We start from the raw sequence: 20,165 nt of genomic DNA on the forward strand, positions 1-20,165 counted from the left end.
CGACCAGGGAATGGAAACCCGGCAGGGACGAGGCCCTCCCACGCACAGCTCGCCATTAAGCATGCTTGAAAATGTGCGCCATTCTAAACCCGGACGACCAAGTCCGGTCGCTGATTCGTCAGCAACCGCCAAATCCTAGCCAGCGCTCTTCCGACGGACAACCTGCAAAACCTGTCGGAAACTTCCCCGTAAACACCGCGATGTAGGAGCTGCCGTAGGCTGCGATCCGTTGATTTTTAAACAGCAAGATCAAAAGATCGCAGCCTCGTTGCACTCGTCAGCTCCTGCACGAAGTCAGCGGTGTTTAAAGTCAGGTGGCGACGCGCGCGCCAGCCAGACTCCCGCTCAACTCATACGCGACCAATTCCGCCTGATGCGCCGCCAATATCTCCGGCAACGACCCACGCAAGTACTCCACCCAGGTTTTGATCTTGGCATCCAGGTACTGCCGCGACGGGTAGATCGCGTAGAGGTTGAGTTCCTGCGAGCGGTAGTTCGGCATCACGCGCACCAGGGTGCCGTTGCGCAGGCCTTCGATGGCGGCGTAGACCGGCAGCACGCCGACGCCCATGCCGCTGGTGATGGCGGTTTTCATGGCGTCGGCGGAGTTCACCAGGAATGGTGAGCTGTTGATGGTGACCGTTTCCTGGCCGTCCGGGCCGTCGAAGGCCCATTTCTCCAGGGGGATCACCGGGCTGACCAGGCGCAGGCAGGCGTGGTTGAGCAGGTCGCTGGGTTTCTGTGCGGCGCCGTTGGCTTTCACGTACGCCGGCGAGGCGCAGACGATGCTGTAGGTGATGCCCAGGCGCTGCGAAACGAAGCCCGAGTCGGGCAGTTCGCTGGCCAGCACGATGGACACGTCGTAGCCCTCGTCGAGCAGGTCCGGCACGCGGTTGGCCAGGGTCAGGTCGAAGGTCACGTCGGGGTGGGTCTTGCGGTAGCGGGCGATGGCGTCGATGACGAAGTGCTGACCGATGCCGGTCATGGTGTGCACTTTCAGCTGGCCGGCGGGGCGCGCGTGGGCGTCGCTGGCTTCCGCTTCGGCTTCTTCGACGTAGGCGAGGATCTGTTCGCAGCGCAGCAGGTAGCGCTTGCCGGCTTCGGTCAGGGCGATGCGCCGGGTTGTGCGATTGAGCAGACGGGTTTGCAGATGGGCTTCGAGGTTGGAGACCGCGCGCGAGACGTTGGCGGTGGTGGTGTCCAGTTGCACGGCGGCGGCGGTGAAGCTGCCCGCTTCGGCAACACAACTGAAGGCGCGCATGTTTTGCAAAGTGTCCATGGGGTGCTCTCAAGGGAGATGGCAAATTGTGACACGAAGTTTCAGGGGCTGAGACCCCCGACCAAGGGATTATCTCGTTAACCGTAACAAAGATTCACAGAAATCCCAGCTTATCGCCGCAGAGGCAGCTCCATAGAATTGCGCCGATCCCTGCAGGAGCTGCCGAAGGCTGCGATCTTTTGATGTTGTCTTTAAAAAGATCAAAAGATCGCAGCCTTCGGCAGCTCCTACACAAGTCCCTCGATTGATCCCTTTCTCAGGAATTCCCAGCTGTGCCGCGTCGCATCAACAGAGCGCTTTTGCCGCTCAGTGTTCTGGCTTTAACCCTGGCTCTCGGCGGCTGCATCTCTACCCAAGGCATTGCCCCTCACGGCGAGGCTCTCGCGGCCGATTCACTGGCCACCGACGCGGCCATTGCCGAGGCCGCCAAAGACGCCCACTGGCCCAGCGCCCAATGGTGGCAGGCGTTTGGTGATGCGCAACTTAATCGCTGGATCGACCTCGCCGTGCAAGGCAGCCCGAGCATGGCCATGGCCGCTGCGCGGGTGCGTCAGGCCAAGGCCATGGCCGGTGTTGCCGAAGCGGCCGAGGCGTTGCAGATCAATGGCGAGTCGACCCTCAAGCGACACAACTGGCCGACCGATCAGTTCTACGGCCCCGGCGAACTGGCCAATACCACCACATGGGACAACAACGCCGCGCTCGGCTTCAGCTACGCCCTCGACCTCTGGGGCCGCGAGCGCAATGCCAGTGAACGCGCGGTGGATCTGGCCCATGTGAGCGTGGCCGAGGCGCGACTGGCGCAGCTGGAACTGCAGAGCAATCTGGTCCGCGCCTACATCGAGTTGTCGCTGCATTACGCCCAGCGCGACATCGTCGCCGCAATGCTCAGGCAGCAACAGCAGATTCTCGATCTGGCGCAGAAGCGTTTGAGCGGTGGCATCGGCACGCATTTCGAAGTCAGCCAGGCCGAAACGCCGCTGCCCGAAACCCATCGCCAACTCGATGCGCTGGACGAGGAAATCGCCCTTAGCCGCAACCAGATTGCAGCGCTGGCCGGTAAAGGCCCGGGCGCTGCGGCGCAACTGCAACGGCCGACGCTGTCCCTCGCGGCGCCGTTGAAGTTGCCCACGGCATTGCCCGCCGAACTGCTCGGGCAGCGTCCGGACGTGGTCGCCAGTCGTTGGCAAGTGGCGGCGCAGGCGCGTGGCATTGATGTTGCCCACGGCGGTTTCTACCCCAACGTCGATCTGGTCGGCAGCCTCGGCTACATGGCCACGGGCGGCGGCGCGCTGGAGTTTCTGACCGGCAAGAAACTCAACTACAACGTCGGCCCGGCGATCTCGTTGCCGATCTTCGACGGCGGCCGACTGCGTGGTGAATTGGGCGAAGCGGCGGCCGGTTATGACATCGCCGTGGCGCACTACAACCAGACCCTGATCAACGCGCTGAAGAACATATCCGATCAGTTGATCCGCCGCGAGTCGATGGACAAGCAGCAGGACTTCGCTGCCGAATCCGTGGCCGCAGCGCAGAAGACTTACGATATCGCGATGATCGCTTATCAACGCGGCCTCACCGATTACCTCAATGTGCTGAATGCGCAGACCTTGCTGTTCAAGCAGCAGCAGGTTCAGCAGCAAGTGCAGGCGGCGCGGTTGAGTGCGCATGCCGAGCTGGTGACTGCCTTGGGGGGCGGCCTCGGTGCTGGTAATGACGTGCCGACAGCCGAGCAGACACAAGCCCCGAAAACCCCGGCGCTGCTGCGTTGAACACAGCATCCATTGTGGGAGCGAGCCTGCTCGCGAAGGGGGCGTATCAGTCAATGAACATGTTGCCTGAGACTGCGCTTTCGCGAGCAGGCTCGCTCCCACAGGTTTCGAGTCCGCATTGCATGCCTGAGTATTTTCAATGACCTCCTTGCCCGCCCCCCTGCGCTGGCTCCATTCCCTGGAATGGCGTCGCGGTTTTTTCGACTGGGCACGCAGCGATGGCGTGACCTGGGTGTATATCTTCAAGGTGTTGCTCGCCGCGTTTCTCACGCTATGGCTGGCGATGCGTCTGGAACTACCGCAACCGCGTACGGCGATGATCACGGTGTTTATCGTCATGCAGCCGCAGAGCGGCCAGGTGTTCGCCAAGAGTTTCTATCGCTTGCTCGGCACGCTGGCCGGGTCGGCGATGATGGTCACGCTGATCGCTTTGTTCGCGCAGAACACGGAGCTGTTTCTCGGCTCGCTGGCGATCTGGGTCGGCATCTGCTCAGCCGGTGCCGCACGTTGCCGCAACTTTCGCGCGTATGGTTTTGTCCTTGCCGGTTACACCGCAGCGATGGTCGGTCTGCCGGCGCTGGCCCATCCCGACGGCGCCTTTATGGCGGCAGTGTGGCGGGTGCTGGAGATCTCGCTGGGCATTCTCTGTTCGACGCTGATCAGCGCGGCGATCCTGCCGCAGACCGCCAGTGCGGCGATGCGCAACGCCTTGTATCAGCGCTTCGGTGTGTTCGCGCTCTTCGTCACCGACGGCTTGCGCGGGCGCAGCAAAGCCGAAGCGTTCGAAGCCAGCAACGTGCGCTTCATTGCTGAAGCCGTCGGCCTGGAAGGGCTGCGCAGCGTGACCGTGTTCGAAGACCCGCACATGCGCCGGCGCAACGGTCGTCTGAGTCGTTTGAACAGCGAGTTCATGGGCATCACCACGCGCTTCAACGCCTTGCATCAATTGCTCGAACGCCTGCACGGCAATGGCGAAGAGCACGTCGTGGCAGCGATCAAACCGGGCTTGCAGGACCTCGCCGAAGTGCTCGACGGCTTCAGCGGTCGCGCGCTGACCAGCCCGGATGCGGCACGTTTGGCGACCGCGTTGGCCACCTACAAGGAAGGTCTGCCGGCTCGTGTCCGAGCGTTGCGCGGAATCTTTCAGGACACTGCTCCGAGCGAAGCCGAACAACTGGATTTTCACACCGCCTACGAATTGCTCTACCGCTTCGTCGATGACCTGCACAGCTATGCGCAGACCCACGCGTCGCTGGGCGAGCATCGTCACGAACGCGAACGCTGGGACGAGCCGTTCACCCCGCAAACCAACTGGTGGGCGGCGGCCGCTTCGGGGATCCGCGCCTCGTTCATTCTGCTTGTGCTGGGCAGTTACTGGGTCGCCACCGCGTGGCCGAGCGGGGCGACCATGACCCTGATCGCCGCCGCCACCGTCGGTCTTTCCGCCGCCACACCGAACCCGAAACGCATGGCTTTTCAAATGGCCTGCGGGACTTTTCTCGGCGCGCTGATCGGCTTCGTCGAGATGTTTTTCATCTTCCCGTGGATCGACGGTTTCCCCTTGCTCTGCGTGATGCTCGCGCCGGTGATCGTGCTCGGTTCGTTCCTCGCCTCGCGGCCGCAATACGCCGGGGTCGGACTGGGCCTGCTGATTTTTTTCAGCACTGGTTCAGTGCCGGACAATCTCACGATCTACAACCCCTACACCTTCATCAACGACTACATCGCCATGGTCATGGGCATGCTCGTGTGTGCTGCGGCGGGGGCGATTATTCTGCCGCCGAACAGTCGCTGGCTGTGGCAGCGCCTGGAGCAGGATCTGCGCGGGCAAGTGGTCTATGCGATCAGTGGAAAACTCAAAGGCCTGGCCTCGAGTTTCGAGAGCCGCACCCGCGATCTGCTGCATCAGGCCTATGGCCTCGCGGCAGGGCAACCGAAGGTGCAGAAGAGTCTGCTGCGCTGGATGTTCGTGGTGCTGGAAGTCGGCCACGCGATCATCGAGTTGCGCAAGGAGCAGGCGATCCTGCCGGTGCACCCGGCGTATGCCGAATCGCAGCCGTGGCGTCAGGCAATCCGCGTGATGGGGCGTGCGCTGGTGCGCCTGTTTCTGCAGCCGAACGCAAGCAATCTCGAACGCGCACTGGTCGCGGTCGATCACGCCATCAGCCGCGTCGCCGCCACCGATGAGCCGTTCGCGCCGCACTTCGATACCTCCGCGTTGCGCCGGGTGAAAAGCTATCTGCACTTTATTCGCACCTCGTTGCTCGACCCGCAATCACCCCTGGCCGAATTCGCTCCCGCCAGGCCCGAAGGACTTGCCCATGCCTCGTGAAATCGCCTTCCACGGCGTGTACATGCCGACCATGACCCTGATGTTTTTCATTGCTGCGGGATTGGCCTGGGCAGTTGACCGCTTCCTCTCGGGGTTCGACCTGTACCGCTTTTTCTGGCACCCGGCGCTGCTGCGCCTGAGCCTGTTTACCTGTCTGTTCGGCGCCATGGCGCTGACTGTCTACCGTTGAGAACATCTTGATGAAAAAGTTTTTCAGCCTGCTCGCGACCCTGCTGGTGCTGGCCCTGGCGCTGTGGATTGGCCGCACGTTGTGGGAGCACTACATGAACACGCCGTGGACCCGCGATGGCCGCGTTCGCGCCGACATCATCAACGTTGCCGCCGACGTCACCGGCGAAGTGGTCGAAGTGCCGGTGCGTGACAACCAACTGGTGAAAAAGGGCGATCTGCTGATGCGCATCGACCCCGAGCACTACCGCATTGCGGTCAAGCAGGCGCAGTCACTGGTCGCTTCGCGCAAGTCGACCTGGGAAATGCGCAAGGTCAACGCCCATCGCCGCGCCGACCTCGACAATCTGGTGATCTCTAAAGAGAACCGCGACGACGCCAGCAACATCGCCGACGCCGCACTGGCCGATTACCAACACGCCCAGGCGCAACTGGAAGCCGCCGAACTCAACCTCAAACGCACCGAAGTGCGTGCGGCGGTGGACGGTTACGTGACCAACCTCAATGTGCATCGCGGCGATTACGCACGTATCGGCGAGGCGAAGATGGCCGTGGTCGACATGAATTCATTTTGGGTTTACGGCTTTTTCGAAGAAACCAAGTTGCCGCACGTCAAAGTCGGTGACCAAGCCGACATGCAATTGATGAGCGGCGAAGTGCTCAAGGGTCATGTCGAAAGCATTTCGCGCGGGATCTACGACCGCGACAACCCGGAAAGCCGCGAACTGATTGCCGACGTGAACCCGACGTTCAACTGGGTGCGGCTGGCGCAGCGCGTGCCGGTGCGGATTCATATTGATGAGGTGCCAGAGGGCGTGTTACTGGCGGCGGGGATTACTTGCACGGTAGTGGTGAAGCAGGACCTGGCAGGCAATTGATCGACCGCGTCGCCCCTGACCAGGGCGACGCGGTGATGCTTCCAGCTACTGGGAAATGTTGTAGCGATACAGACAACCCAGAGGGTTTTCTGGATTGATGTTGAGGGCAACAATCAATTTGCCTGGGGCCTGCTGATAATGAAGCCTGGAGAGCGAGTCGGTGGTCTCCTCGCGATGGATGACGCCACCCGCGTCTGAAAAAGCGGAGTTGTAGCCACCGCTACGGGTTTTCACACAGGCAATATAATTGCCCTTCTCGTCTCCACCAGAAACTACGATGTTATCAGCGAAAGGAACATGGTCCGCCCAGTTGACTCGCCTGTCGCTGCCGAGAGCTGGTGGGAGTGGCATGACATTCGGATTGCCGAAAACGTCAAAATCGGGCTTACCTTTTTCATCGAAGGCGAACAACATGCCGTATCGCTCACTGACACCGCTGCCCATGTTGGTGTAGCCAGATGCCGTAAATCTATCAGGGGCTCGCTGTCTCACAGTATTGAGTTCGGCACCCATGAAGTTGTACCGGACTACCACAACCCCGGGTCTTTCCGGGAGGCCGAAACTCTCATGGAGCGCGCCACTGTCTGAATTCAACATCACGAGGAGACCGTCCGTGTTCACGTCGGGCTCGTATTTTTCGTAGCCTGCAAATAACAAGAGTCCATTGTCGAGCACGCAACCGTCGCTGAGTGAAGTCGATGCATGCGGCATCCCGTGATTAATTTCAACTCGGCCATCTGTGCCGAATGCCTTCACGGGTGCGCCCTGCGCATCGAATTTGTAAAGGTGCGCCCTGAGCACGTCAGGCGTGTGGTAATCAACGCCGACAATAACGCTGCCATCGGGTAGCGCGAAGACGAATGCCGGGCCTTTTTTCGTAAGCCGTTGTGTGTTTGGGGGATCGATGATGACTTGGCCATTCTCGCCAAAGCTGCTCACTCGATTGCCTTTGCTGTCAAGGCAGAGAATCGCAGCGCTAACCTCGTTCGATTGCTCATTGGCTGTGCTGCCTGCCATGAACAGCCGCCCATCGGCACCTTCTGCAATCGGCCCGCCAGAGGCCTGCTCATTGGCCAGGAACGAACCCGTGACACGCCCTGCGACCCCAAACGCCAGGTCTACGGCACCCAAGTGGTTCAGCTTGGAAATGAAGAAGACGCCTTTGTCGAAGGTACTGGTGACCAGCAACGATTTATCGCGCAGCAGCGTTGACCCCGTGAGGGGCCGGGACTTCGTCGGGTCGTCCTGGAATATATCGTCAAGTTGAAGTTTGCCTTGGCCGCGTCCCCATGTAGCGTCGATTGTCGCCCTGATGTTCGCGGCCTTCTCTGCGATTGCCATATACGTCCCTGCGCGGTTGTCGGGAGGTCGGTTTACTCGCCGGGCGCTAACGCTGTCTTAACACTATTCACCTGGCTTGAACTCACGATAGGCCTTCGCTTAGAGGGCGCCTACTGTCAACTCTGACAGGTCTGGCTACCGCTGGTCGCAACGACTGGGGATCAGAGCTTGGCGCGCAACCCGAACCGCTTCATCAACGTCGATTCGAGTAACCCTTGCGGCAACAACGCCGCCAACAACGGCAACGCCCGGCTGCCGTTGCCGATGCGAACCAGCCGTGGCGGCTTGCTCTGCCGCACCGCTTTCAACAGCTCAGCCGCAAACTCACTGGCCGGTGTTGGCTTGTCCTGCGATGCCTTGGCCCGTGCCCGAATGCCTTCACGCAGGGGAAACCACGGCGATTGCTCGTTGATCAACTGCTCGGCTTCATGTCCGGCATTCTTCGCAAAACTCGATTCGATCGCACCGGGCTGGACTTCCATCACACGGATGCCAAACGGTGCCAGCTCCATGCGCAACGCGTCGCTAAGCGCATGCACCGCCGCTTTCGACGCGCAGTAGGCGCCGGCAAACGGTGTGACCAGCACACCCGACACACTGCCGATATTCACTACCAGCCCCTTGGCCGGACGTAGCAGCGGAAACAACGCGCGGGTGACGCCGACAATCGAAAATACGTTGGTTTCGAACTGGCGCTGCATCGCTTGTACGCCGCCGTCGAGCAGTGGCCCCATCGCGCCGTAACCGGCGTTGTTGATCAGTACATCAAGACTGCCGTGTTGCTGGCTCAGACGCTCGGCGAGTTGTTCCAGCGCGGCGCCATCGTTGACGTCCAGCTCGACAGCGGTGAAACCGGCAGCGCTCAGCGCGCTGACATCTTCAGCCTTGCGCGCACTGGCCCAGACTTCGTAGCCGGCGGCTTTGAACGCGTCGGCAAGGGCGCGGCCGATGCCGCTGGAACAACCGGTAATCAACGCAACGGGCATGGCGCATTCCTTGTGCAAACAGTCGGGGGAGGGGATCAGTCGGAGAAACTACCTTGCAAATGCTCGGCGCGAAACTCCAGGGTTTGCGGGCGATAGCCGGGGCGCAGCGGCGGCAGTGGCAAGCAGTCTTCCCAGGTTGCACCGGCCTGCAACTCGCCGGGGCCACGATAGCGTGGGGCAGTGTATTGATTGTCGGCCAGGTTGACCGTATCGCCCGGCGCATAAGCGGCGATGCGCCAGCGCAGCTCGGTCAGCGGCACATTGTTGCCATTGTTCATTTTCAATTGCAGCGGACGGTCGGCCGGGCATTGCTCGGGAGCGTAGGCAATGCGCAGTTCCAGGCGCGCCAGTTGCTTGATCTCGCGGTTGTCCAGCCACACCACCCACATGGCCACGAAACCCAGGCCAATCGCAGCGGCTACCGAAACCGGCAAGGCCTTGGCCGGGTAGCGCAGCAGCAGGATCAACCAGGTAATGACCAGCAGGATGCCGATGAACATGCGTGAGCGCTCCGTGGGTGAGTGAGCCCCATCCTACCGAAGGCTTGGCGCAATGGGTATTCGGGACGAGTTTGTGCGCACCGTTGGTCGGGACTGTAATTTCTGACAGTAGGAATGCGGTTCCGCGCTTGCTCTCATGAGCCAAGGGCACACTGGGACGTTGACGCACTATGGGCATCCACAGCAATACGCCAACGCTTGCCGTGAACGATCCGCGCGGTTTGGCCATCCTCAACGTCAACTACTGGCGCGCCGATGCGGCGCTGGCAAGCGAGCCCCGGATCGAGCGGACGTTGCGCGACAACGCCGGCCGTGCAGTCAAACAATGGGATGCGCGATTGTGGGCGTTGCAGGCGATTGATCCACAAGCGCCCGCCAGCCTCACCACTGTCCATGCCTTGAACGATATCGCGCTGCGCTCGGACAGTACCGATGCGGGAGTCCAGGTCCAGTTGCCGGGTTTGGCCGGCCAGACGCTGTGCAACTGGGACAGCCGTGGCACATGCCGCGAAATTGCATACGATGACTTGTTGCGACCTGTCGCGGTGTTCGAGGAAGGCACCGGCGTACCTCGCCGTTGTTCCGAGCGCCTTGCCTATGGCCGCCCCGGCGCGGGCGATCCGCTGCGCAATCAGCTCGGTCAAGTGATTCGTCATGACGATCCCGGTGGCAGTGTTCTGTTCTCGCAGTTTGCGATCACCGGGCAGTGCAGTGAAAACATCCGTCACTTCACGCTTGAGCCGGTTGCCGCGGATTGGCCAGAGGCTATCGCCGATCGACAGAAGTTGCTCGAACCCCAAGGGGCAACCACACAATGGCGCTATGCCCCGCTGGGACCTGTGCTCGAACAGTTCGATGCCGGTGGCAATCGGCAGGCCTTCGCACTGACTCTCCACGGCCAGTTACGCGCAGTTGAAATACGGCTCAAACTTCAGACTCAGAACCATTCGGTCGTCAGTGATATTCGCTACAACGCTTACGGACAAGTCACTCATGAACTGGCAGGCAACGGCGTGCTGACTACGCTGAGCTACCGTCCCGAAGACGGCCGCCTGCTCACGCGCCATGCTCAGGACAATCTGGGCAATGTGCTGCAGCATCTGATCTACGCCTACGACCCGATGGGCAATGTAACGAGTATCGAAGACCAGGCATTGCCCGTGCGCTGGTTCGCCAACCAGCGCATCGAGCCGGTCAGTCGTTACCGCTATGACAGTCTTTATCAGTTGTCCCATGCCACTGGCTGGGAGGCCGGCGTTGGCGGTGGCGGGCCGACCGCTGTCGCCAATTACAGCCAGCGCTATCATTACGACGCCGGCGGCAATTTGCGCGGGCTGACTCACGTCGGCCAACAGAGTCCAGGTCATCAACTGCAGGCCGCACGCTTTAGCAATCGGTGTTTGCCGTGGCACGACGGTAAGCCGCCCTCTGAAGCAGAGATCGCTGCAGCTTTCGATTCGCGGGGTAATTTGTTGTTGCTGGATCAGGGGCGCCGGTTGCAGTGGAATCTGCGTTGCCAGCTGGACTCGGTCGTGGTCGTCTCACGCCGATCAGATGCCGATGATCGTGAAAGCTATCTCTATGACGGCGCCGGTCAGCGGGTATGCAAGACGCGTTCGTCACGGGCCTCTGCACGCAGTCTTCTTGCACAGGTGCGTTATCTGCCAGCGCTGGAATTACGCACCGATACCGGCACCGGTGAGAGCCTGCAGGTGATCATCGTGCGGACCGGACTCAATATCGTACGCGTCCTGCATTGGCAGAGCCCATCGCCGACCGGCGTCAATTATCTCTACCGATACAGTTTCAATGATCATCTGGGTTCAATCAGTCTTGAGCTGGACGCGGATGCGCAACTGATCAGCCGCGAGCATTTTTATCCATTCGGTGCAACGGCGTGGGCCGAAGAACCCGACGTCAGCTACAAGACCGCGCGGTATTCGGCAAAGGAACGTGACGCCACGGGACTTTACTATTACGGGTTTCGCTATTACGTCCCGTGGCTGCAACGCTGGCTGAACAGCGATCCTGGTGGAGCGATCGACGGCCATAATCGCTATCGCGCGCTGCGCAACAACCCAATGACTTACAGGGACAGCGACGGGCGCAAGCCCGACAAGCCCGACAAGCGTGCTGGCGACCGGGTGTATCACGATCTTGCCGACAAGAAACTGGTCAATCCCGTGCAAGCCGCCGGCATGCAGCCCGTGCGCCGTTACTTCGAGAATGACCCAAATCCCGACGTCCAGGCCTACCGCCGCGAAATACCGGTAGCGCTGGCAGAGCTGGGAGCCCGGGACAACTCCGTGCTCAACACACATCAGGCACATGTCATTGCCGCCGTCCGGACGCACACCGCGCCACCTTCGGGGGCCGTGCTGTACCACTCCGGTGAATTCGTTTCTTCGACAATGAATCGGGTGTTGGGGGAGGAGACCACCAGCCGGATCATGGGACCCATGTCCGTTGCGTTCAACAGCCCTGTCGAAGAACCGCAAGTGCTTGCAGCCAGGCGCGGTGCCGTGGCCAAAGGCTTCCAGATCGGCGGAAATCTGCTGATGCACGCCGCTAACCCCGCAGCTCAGTTGGTGGGCTCACTGAGTGTGGCAATGGGCAATGCCATGCAGGTTTCCGAGGCTCAGACGCGGATTCAGTACAAACTGCTCAGCACACCCGTTGCCGTGCCTCTTGCCATCTCCTCGAACAGTCCGGCGGTCGACTTGCAGTCCTTCAATCGATCGACCCGGCGGCAGCCGTTGTTCGCAGAACCGGAATCAACGTCCACACCGTTGGCGCAGCAACTGTTTGCAGCCGCGTTTACACAAGGTCCCGCGGGGTTGGCGCAGGCGACGGAAGGCGAGTCGGTCGATGAAGATTCACCACTGGCGAGACGCCGCAATTCAGTCTTCGGCTAGACAAAAAAAGCCCCCGCCCAGCCCGCTGCGGATAGGGAACGCAACGGGCTGGACGAGGGCTTCTTGTTTCAGCAGGCGATTACTGCGCGATGGTTTTCACCGACACGCCGCGTTCGATCGGGGTGGAGCGGCCGTAGATATCTTCGAAACGCTCGATATCGTCTTCACCCAGGTACGAACCCGACTGCACTTCGATGATTTCCAGCGGGATCTTGCCCGGGTTGCGCAGGCGATGCACCGAGGCGATCGGGATGTAGGTCGACTGGTTTTCGGTGAGCAGGAACACGTTTTCGTCGCAGGTCACTTCGGCGGTGCCGCTGACCACGATCCAGTGTTCGGCGCGGTGGTGGTGCATCTGCAGCGACAGGCACGCGCCCGGCTTGACCGAGATGTGCTTGACCTGGAAACGCCCGCCCATGTCCACCGAGTCGTACGAGCCCCACGGACGATAGACTTCGCAGTGGTTCTGGGTTTCGCTGCGGCCCTGGGCATTGAGGGTGTTGACCATCTGCTTGACGCCCTGGACCTTGTCCTTGTGGGCAATCATCATCGCGTCCTTGGTTTCGACCACGACGATGTTTTCCAGACCGATCACCGAGACCAGTTTGCCGTTGCCGTGGATCATGCAGTTCTTGCTGTCCTGGATGACCACATCGCCTTTGCTGACGTTGCCGTTGGCGTCTTTCTCGTTGACTTCCCACAGCGACGACCAGCAGCCGACATCGCTCCAGCCAGCGGTCAGCGGCACCACGCAGGCGCGCTGGGTTTTTTCCATCACCGAATAGTCGATGGAGTTGTCCGGGCAGCAGGCGAAGGTGGCTTCGTCGAAAGTGATGGTGTCGGCGTCCTGCTGGCTGCGCTCAAGGGTCAGCAGGCAGGTGTCGTAGATGTCCGGATCGTGCTTTTTCAGTTCTTCGAGGAAGCGGCTGGCGCGGAACAGGAACATGCCGCTGTTCCAGTAGTAACCGCCGGATTCGACGTACTCGGTGGCGCGCTTCACATCCGGTTTTTCGACGAAGTGCGAGACGCGGCTGACGCCTTCGGGCAGCAGCGAATCAGCAGTGGATTTGATGTAGCCGTAGCCGGTTTCCGGTTTGGTTGCCGGCACGCCGAACAGCACCATTTCGCCGTTTTCCGCAGCGACGGTGGCCAGGGCCAGCGCACGTTGCAGGGCTTTCTGGTCTTCCAGCACGTGGTCGGCCGGCAGCACCAGCATCAGTTCGTCACGGCCTTCATTGACCAGCATCATCGCGGTCAATGCTACGGCCGGCGAAGTGTTGCGGCCGAACGGTTCCATCAGGATGCGCTGGCATTCCAGATTGCGCGCGGCCAGTTGCTCGTTGACGATGAAACGGTGCTCTTTGTTGCAGACCACGATTGGCGTGTCCATGCCTTCGAACACCAGACGCTCGAGGGTTTGCTGGAACAGCGTGTGTTCGCCGGTCAGGGCGAGGAATTGCTTGGGGAATTGCTTGCGCGAAAGAGGCCACAGACGCGAACCGCTACCACCTGACAAGATCACCGGAATCATAGTGTTTACTCCATAAAATCAATTTGGTTAGAGCCCTGTGGGAGCGAGCCTGCTCGCGATGGCGATGGCTCAGTCGACATTGATGTTGCATGTCAGACCGTATTCGCGAGCAGGCTCGCTCCCACAAGGGGTACTGCGTCAGTTCACAAAAGGATTAGCGAGTCGACACCGGGCGTTTCACCCAGACTGGCGACAGGTTGCTGCCGTTGCCGGTGACGTACAGCACGGCTGCCTCACCACGCTCCAGAGCGACCGGTTTCACGTCGCCGACTTTCTTGTCGCCTTCGTACAGCGCCAGGCTGACTTTCACCGGGTTGATTTCACGTTCGCCACGGCCCTTGGCAGCGACGTTCGGCACCACTTCGGTCTTGCCGTCGGCGGTTTTCAGGGTCAGCGATTTGTCGCTGAGGTTCTGCACACGCACCAGGGATTTCTGCTTGTTCTTGAACGGCGGCTCTTCGATCAGTTGTGGCGCGCCGGAAGCGTTGTTGACCAGGGTGTAGTAGTGGTCACCGGCGAGTTTGACCGGCAGGGTCTGGCTGCCGACCTTGGCGCTGTAATCGCCGCCCGGCATGAAGCTGAAGTCGCTGCTGGCCAGTGGCGCGATATCGCTCAGGTTGGTGCTGCCGACAGTCGCGCTGACTTCGGCGTTGCTGGCGTTGTAGACACGCACGAAGGTCGAGCCTTTCGGAGCGGTCGGGCCGTACAGCGCGGCGTCGCCACCGGCGAAGGCTGGGACGGAAAGTACGCTGAGGCCAGCAACCAGTGCGAAGCTTTTAGCGAGACGACGAGGAGTAGTAGTGAAAGTCATGGTGTACCTCTCTTTCAGTTTTGCGCCCGATCGGGCGTCTCGGATTCAGTGTTGATGGCTACGTTTTGTTGGCGGGCGCCGGCTTGTTTGAGCTCTGCGACCCACTGCGGGTCGGCGTCGCCGATTTCGTTGTTCACAGGCAGATATCGTTCAGGAAACTCCCAGATCAGCACTTGTGGCGGGCTGTTCTTGAAGTCATCGCTTTTCAGGTAGCTGAGCATCGGCAGAATCGGGCCGTGGCCGTCTTCGGCGTAGTTGACGACGTCACTGTGCAGCGCTTGTTTGAGCGCACCGACGAAGTTCCAGTTGGGGTTGGCGCTGTAGCTGGTGCCGATCAGCGCGACCGGTACTTCGCTGTTGGCGAACAGGGCGTCGTCACCGGCAGGCTGTTCGGCGGCAACGGTGTTGCGTTTGAGCAGTGGCTCAGGCGCCGGCATCATGTTTTCGAACAGCGGATCGAGTGGCAGGAACAGACGCAGATCGCCCTTGTGCGTGACCTTCTCTGCTGGCGTGGTAACGAAGCGCTGTGGCTCGCCGCTCAGCGGGAATTTCTCGGCAATGGTTTTCGCCAGCGTATTGGCGGCGATCTCGGCGCCTTCCGGCGTCCAGTGGGTGTCGGTGCGCAGGAACACCTGCTCACCGTTCTGCTTGGCCTGTTGCAGCGGGCCGAGCAGGTCAGGGGCGAGGATCTTGTCGGCCGCGACACGGGCGTGGAAATCCTGGTACAGATTCTGGTGAATGCTCGAAGGCTTCACTTCACCCAGATGCTCCGGGTACAGACGCACCTTGGCTGGAACGATCGCCATCACCAGTTTCACGCCTTTCTCTTTCAGGGTCTGACGCACGCCTTCGACCAGCGCGTAGTTGCCTTGCAGGTTCTGCTGTTCGTTGACGATCGGGTTGAATTCCTCATCGCTGTACAACCACTGGTCGCGGCCGAGCACGACGCCCGGACGACCTTCGTTGAACAGTTTGAAATCCAGCGCGGCCCAGAGGTTGGTGCCCAGACGCTTGATCGGGAATTCATCGTCATAGTGGGTTTCCACCGCCTTCGTCCAGCGGCCGTTGAGCACCGTCGCATCAGCGTTGGTGCTGAAGCCGAAGAAGCTGCGAACCGACCACAGACCCAGGACCAACAGCGTCACCAGGAACAGGGCGATGTAGAAGATGCGTAATGAGCGGGTCATGTCAGATCCCTCAGAACTGGAAGTAAAGGAACGGCGAGAAGCTTTGCGCCGAGAGTTTGAGAATCGAGGCGATGAACAGCAGCAGGATCAGCCCGCGCATCACGTAGCGCGACCAGTCAGCGGTCCAGTAAGCCGGTTGCACCTGGGCTTCGACGCCAACGGTGTAGCCAGGTTCGTGGATGCTCGCCGGATTTTCCCCAGGCGCTGCCTTGATCATTCCCGGCGTCGCCGTGGCAGGACCATTGGCCTCGACGTTGACTTCCGGTTTGGTCTTGGCTGGCGGCTGATTGGTATACAGATCACGCAGGCCGAAGAACGCCAGGGTTACGTAAGCCACCACCAGAGTCGCTACTTGCAGACCGGTGAGGCTGGCCTGATTGAGTTCCGACAGCGACCAGTCGCCGAAGCTGAACATTGCACCGTACATGCGACCGGCGACGTGCAGATTCTCGGCACGGAAGATCACCCAGCCCATCACCACCAGCAGGAAAGTCAGTGCCCAGCGGATCGGGTTGAGGCTGCGCGGCGAAGTATTGAGGCCGAGCATTTTTTCGATCGCCAGCCACATGCCGTGCCAGGCGCCCCAGATGATGTAAGTGATATTCGCGCCGTGCCACAGACCACCCAGAAGCATGGTCAGGAACAGGTTGCGATAGGTCATCAGCGTGCCTTTACGGTTACCGCCGAGGGTGATGTACAGGTAGTCACGCAGCCAGGTGGAGAGGCTGATGTGCCAGCGGCGCCAGAACTCGGTGATCGACTGGCTGATATACGGCTGCTTGAAGTTTTCCATGAAGCGGAAACCCATCATCAAGCCCAGACCGATGGCCATGTCGCTGTAACCGGAGAAGTCGAAGTACAGCTGCGCGGTGTACGCCAGCGCACCGAGCCAGGCATCACCCGTGGTCGGATTTTGCAAGGCGAAGCAATGGTCGGCGACCACGGCGAGGGTGTCGGCGATGAAGACCTTCTTGATGAAACCCTGCATGAACCGCGTGCAGCCCTCGGAGAACTTGTCGAGGGTGTGCGTGCGGTTGTTGAACTGATCGGCGAGGTCGCGGAAACGCAGAACCGGGCCGGCAATCAGGTGCGGGAAGATCGCCACGAATGCTGCGAAGTCGATCAGGTTGCGCGTGGCCGGAGTGTCGCCACGGTACACGTCGATGATGTAGCTGATCGATTCGAAGATGTAGAACGAAATACCGATCGGCAGCAGCACGTGGGTCAGGATGAACGGCTCAAGACCGAACGAAGTCATGATCTCGTTGATGCTGTCGACACCGAAGTTGGCGTACTTGAAGTAGCCGAGGATGCACAGGTCGACGGCCACGCCGATCAGCAGCCAGCGCTGCGCCGGTTTGGTTCTGACGCCGGCGGCACCGACTTTCAGGCCGATCCAGTAGTTCCACAGCGTGACCGCTGCGAACAGCGCGAGGAAGTCCACCCGCCACCAGGCGTAGAACACATAGCTGGCGATCAGCAGCAGCAGGTTGCGATAGCGTTGCCCGCTCAGGTAGTACAAGCCGAGAAAGATCGGCAAGAACAGAAACAGGAACACGTTGGATGAAAATACCATCCCGATCTCTCCATGTTTGAACCAACAGTCAAGGGCCAAAGCCCCCCCAAACCCCCCGTGGTAGTGGAGGGGTGACACAGTGTTTGCTTGAGGTCTGGGCTGGCCGTCAAACCGCGCCCCTCACCCCCCGCCCTCTCCCGGAGGGAGAGGGAGCCTGATCTCCATGGTTTTCAAAAATGGAGATCGACTCGGTATTTCATTTCGGCGTAACTCGCACAGCCACCTCGGTCAGTCCCCTCTCCCTCCGGGAGAGGGTTAGGGTGAGGGGCTTTTAGCCCTTTTCATGCGACGGGTCGTAGACCTTGGTCAGGTCGCCGCCAAGACGGAAAGTCTTGAACGGTTGCATGTCGCGCTTCTTCTCGATCACATCCGGCGCACAGGTGTAGAGCGTGCAGAACGGTTCGAGCCAGGCGAATTTCATGTCCTCTTTCAGGTCGGTCATGTCCTGCTTTTTGCCGTTCTTTTCTTCGAACTCGTCAGGGTCCTTCACGCCGGCCAACACGCGGTCACCGAGACGCTTCAGTGCGCCATTGTTTTCCTGACGCAGATCGACACCGTTGACCTGGGCGAAACTGGCGATCATCGCCAGCGGCGGCAGGGCGTAGTTGTGATAGGCGAGGGCGCGTTGCTGGCGCTTGAGTTCGTTGGGCAGGAATCCGTCGGCGTCGACCTGGTTGACGCCGACCTTGTATTCCTTCACCGCCCAGTCGAACAGGTCGCGGCGGTTGGTGGCGACGGCGGTGGCCATCACCGACCAGGCGGCCCAGTACGAGTGGTTGTTGGTTTTTTCCAGCGGCAGGTTGTCCCAGTCGCTGACCACCTGATCGGCCATTTTGCTGAACCAGGCTTCGATCACCTGCGCTTCCTGCTGATGCTGGGCCAGCGGATGCGAGTCGGAAAACTTCAGGCGAATGTACGACGAGGCCATGCTGCCCAGTGCCCATTTGCGCATCGACTTGCCGGTGTGGTTGAAGTCTTTGGACATCAACGCGTCAGCCTTGGCCCATGCGGTCAGCCAGTTGAGCGTGCATTCGAGCTGCTCCGGGCGACCGTCGCGCATGAACTGCATGACGCGCTTGGCGGTGCCGCGCTCCAGCGTGGTGATGTCTTTGGTGGTGTCGCGAAAGGCTTTTTCCGACTGCACATTCAGCGTCGCGCGGGCCTTGTCCGAACCTTCGTATTTGCTGCGAAATTGCAGCGGACCGGTGTATGGCGCCGGCATCGCGTCGCAGCCGTCGCTCTTGTCGCCAGTCTTGAATTTATCCACCGGGGCGAAGTAGCCCTGCGGTGGACGCAATGGCGCGGCGGCCTGAGTTGCCCCGGCGAACATCGCCAGGCTCAGGAGTGTCGGTGCCAACAGATTTTTCAGTTTCGGATTTCGCATAGCAGACCTCATTGCCCGAGCTGCGCGGTCTGTTGACCGACGCCCGGGAATACGTTGCGTTTGCAGATTTTCGCTTCGACTTTTTGTGGCGCGGCGCCAGGTCCGGCTTCAGGACCCTGGACTTCGACTGCCAGCAGGTTTTGCGAGGCCCAGTCTTCGTCCGTGCGCAGCTCAAAGGCGAAACGACCGTCGGTGTCGGAGGTTTCCGGTTTCTCGATCTTGATGTCCTCGTGGCGACCGTTCATGTACCAGAGGGTGGCTTGCAGGGTTTTCACCGAGGTGTCGGCGAAGCGGATATCAACCTGATGGTTGGCGTTCTGCAGGTTCAGGTTCTTGCTGTTGACCAGCAGTTCTTGCTTGCTGCCCGGCTTCAGCGTGGCGCTGGCGGACATCTGCGCGTCCTTGCCTTCGCAACCGTTGTCGAGCAGCGCCATCATCTGGCGATAGATGGTTTCCTGGTCGAGGCGATACAGCGGCGAGAATTCCCAGATGAGAATCTTCGGCGGGGTCTTCTGGAATTCTTCGCTGCCCAGGTACTGCAGCATCGAACCTTCGAAACCGCCGCCGGGGAAGGCCACGTTGAGGATGTCGGCGCCGATGGCTTCTTCGAGGAAACCGGCGAAGTTGTAGTTCTTGCCGCTGTGCGACGTACCGACCAGGGTGATCTGCGGATTGCCGGAATCGCCGAACAGATCGCCGTCGCCTGCCTCGCCTTTCGGCTCGGTGGTGAACTGGTCCATGTACTGGATCGCATAGCTGGTGCCGCACAGTTGCCCGGCCATGTTGTGCAGAGTGCCGGTCTTGCCCATGCGCCCGGAGCGCTTGGTCTCGAATTCACGCTTGGGAATGTCGGCGAAGGCCGGGATCTGCTTGACCTTTTCGGCGACGATTTTTGCCGTGCGCTGGGCGCCGTAAGGTGTCCAGTGCTGGTCGCCACGGAAGTAGAAATCGTGGGCGGGCAGGGTGTCCGGCAGCGATTCGTTGGTCAGTGGCGACAGGTCCGGCACCACGTAGCCCATCTTGGCGAAACGGCCGAGCATGGTCTTGTAGTTGCCCAGCGCTTTCTCGTAATCGAACGCGGCTTTTTCCTGCGGGTTGAGCTTGTTGCGGTTCACCAGGCCACGGGTCGGCTGGTAAACGATCACCAACTCGACGCCTTTGCTCTTGAACGCATCGTGCAACTGTTGCAGGCGCTTGTAGCCGGCCGGCGTGGTGTTGAACTCGGTGCGCAGGTCTTCCTGGGTACGGAACAGCCAGTCGCCCTGGGCCTGTACCAGGGTGGTGAAGTTCTGCTGATAACGCGTGGTGTAGTTCTTCGCGTCATGGGCAGCCGGGCACAGGTTGCAGCACGGCTCGGCGGTGAACTTCGGTGGCGTGACGCTTGCGCCGTCAGCGTCGGCGCGGGCGTTGCCGGCAGCGAGAATGCCGAGAGTCAGGGCCGAGAGGCTGAGCAGTTTGATCATGTGTGGGTGCATAAAAATTAT

15 protein-coding genes are annotated in these 20,165 nt (G+C 60.6%); 5 read left to right on the forward strand and 10 right to left on the reverse strand.

Going from position 1 to position 20,165, the window contains the following annotated elements:
• Nucleotides 1–310: 310 nt before the first annotated feature.
• Nucleotides 311–1,279 (reverse strand): LysR family transcriptional regulator, encoded by a 969-nt coding sequence (locus ACZ9BE_RS02360; RefSeq protein ID WP_024011667.1) that lies wholly within the window; start codon nt 1,277–1,279, stop codon nt 311–313.
• Between the two features lie 272 nt (nt 1,280–1,551).
• Here ACZ9BE_RS02360 and ACZ9BE_RS02365 point away from each other — a divergent pair, with 272 nt between their 5' ends.
• From ACZ9BE_RS02365 to ACZ9BE_RS02380, 4 genes are all read left to right on the forward strand, one after another.
• Nucleotides 1,552–3,051: an efflux transporter outer membrane subunit gene (locus tag ACZ9BE_RS02365; protein ID WP_476248869.1), complete on the forward strand. Its 1,500-nt coding sequence runs from the start codon at nt 1,552–1,554 to the stop codon at nt 3,049–3,051.
• 139 nt (nt 3,052–3,190) lie between these two features.
• Entirely contained in the window at nt 3,191–5,383 is a 2,193-nt protein-coding gene (locus ACZ9BE_RS02370; protein WP_236168113.1) for an FUSC family protein, read from the forward strand.
• Nucleotides 5,373–5,573 carry a DUF1656 domain-containing protein gene (locus ACZ9BE_RS02375; RefSeq protein ID WP_016771611.1) on the forward strand — a complete coding sequence of 67 codons (201 nt, stop codon included), beginning with the start codon at nt 5,373–5,375 and terminating at the stop codon, nt 5,571–5,573. Before ACZ9BE_RS02370 ends, ACZ9BE_RS02375 begins: the two co-directional genes overlap by 11 nt.
• A 10-nt stretch (nt 5,574–5,583) precedes the next feature.
• Nucleotides 5,584–6,450 carry an efflux RND transporter periplasmic adaptor subunit gene (locus tag ACZ9BE_RS02380; protein WP_150636181.1) on the forward strand — a complete coding sequence of 289 codons (867 nt, stop codon included), beginning with the start codon at nt 5,584–5,586 and terminating at the stop codon, nt 6,448–6,450.
• 45 nt (nt 6,451–6,495) lie between these two features.
• On the opposite strand, the gene ACZ9BE_RS02385 is transcribed toward ACZ9BE_RS02380, so the two are convergent.
• The 3 genes from ACZ9BE_RS02385 to ACZ9BE_RS02395 form a co-directional block, all read right to left on the reverse strand.
• Nucleotides 6,496–7,791 carry a hypothetical protein gene (locus ACZ9BE_RS02385; protein ID WP_252887357.1) on the reverse strand — a complete coding sequence of 432 codons (1,296 nt, stop codon included), beginning with the start codon at nt 7,789–7,791 and terminating at the stop codon, nt 6,496–6,498.
• A gap of 161 nt (nt 7,792–7,952) precedes the next feature.
• On the reverse strand, nt 7,953–8,777 hold the full coding sequence (locus ACZ9BE_RS02390; protein WP_056783038.1) for an SDR family oxidoreductase: 825 nt from the start codon (nt 8,775–8,777) through the stop codon (nt 7,953–7,955).
• 35 nt (nt 8,778–8,812) lie between these two features.
• On the reverse strand, nt 8,813–9,277 hold the full coding sequence (locus ACZ9BE_RS02395; protein ID WP_056783040.1) for a hypothetical protein: 465 nt from the start codon (nt 9,275–9,277) through the stop codon (nt 8,813–8,815).
• Nucleotides 9,278–9,447: 170 nt separating this feature from the next.
• On the opposite strand from ACZ9BE_RS02395, the gene ACZ9BE_RS02400 reads away from it, so the two are divergent.
• The gene (locus ACZ9BE_RS02400) at nt 9,448–12,192 is read left to right on the forward strand and encodes an RHS repeat domain-containing protein (RefSeq protein WP_476248870.1); all 2,745 of its coding nucleotides are present in this window, start codon (nt 9,448–9,450) and stop codon (nt 12,190–12,192) included.
• A 79-nt stretch (nt 12,193–12,271) separates the two neighbouring features.
• On the opposite strand, the gene ACZ9BE_RS02405 is transcribed toward ACZ9BE_RS02400, so the two are convergent.
• The 6 genes from ACZ9BE_RS02405 to ACZ9BE_RS02430 all read right to left on the reverse strand — a co-directional run bounded on the left by ACZ9BE_RS02405 (nt 12,272) and on the right by ACZ9BE_RS02430 (nt 20,156).
• The gene (locus ACZ9BE_RS02405) at nt 12,272–13,723 is read right to left on the reverse strand and encodes a mannose-1-phosphate guanylyltransferase/mannose-6-phosphate isomerase (RefSeq protein ID WP_024011673.1); all 1,452 of its coding nucleotides are present in this window, start codon (nt 13,721–13,723) and stop codon (nt 12,272–12,274) included.
• A 154-nt stretch (nt 13,724–13,877) separates the two neighbouring features.
• Complete coding sequence (locus ACZ9BE_RS02410) at nt 13,878–14,534, reverse strand: alginate O-acetyltransferase AlgF (RefSeq protein WP_095180418.1); 657 nt, start codon at nt 14,532–14,534, stop codon at nt 13,878–13,880.
• A gap of 14 nt (nt 14,535–14,548) precedes the next feature.
• Nucleotides 14,549–15,721 carry an alginate O-acetyltransferase gene (locus ACZ9BE_RS02415; protein ID WP_476248871.1) on the reverse strand — a complete coding sequence of 391 codons (1,173 nt, stop codon included), beginning with the start codon at nt 15,719–15,721 and terminating at the stop codon, nt 14,549–14,551.
• A 10-nt stretch (nt 15,722–15,731) separates the two neighbouring features.
• Nucleotides 15,732–17,297 (reverse strand): MBOAT family O-acyltransferase, encoded by a 1,566-nt coding sequence (locus ACZ9BE_RS02420; protein ID WP_476248872.1) that lies wholly within the window; start codon nt 17,295–17,297, stop codon nt 15,732–15,734.
• A 271-nt stretch (nt 17,298–17,568) separates the two neighbouring features.
• Nucleotides 17,569–18,681 (reverse strand): mannuronate-specific alginate lyase, encoded by a 1,113-nt coding sequence (locus ACZ9BE_RS02425; RefSeq protein ID WP_095180419.1) that lies wholly within the window; start codon nt 18,679–18,681, stop codon nt 17,569–17,571.
• Between the two features lie 8 nt (nt 18,682–18,689).
• Nucleotides 18,690–20,156: an alginate O-acetyltransferase gene (locus ACZ9BE_RS02430; RefSeq protein WP_056783047.1), complete on the reverse strand. Its 1,467-nt coding sequence runs from the start codon at nt 20,154–20,156 to the stop codon at nt 18,690–18,692.
• Nucleotides 20,157–20,165: the final 9 nt, after the last annotated feature.

Source organism: Pseudomonas sp. TE9122 (assembly GCF_056278925.1).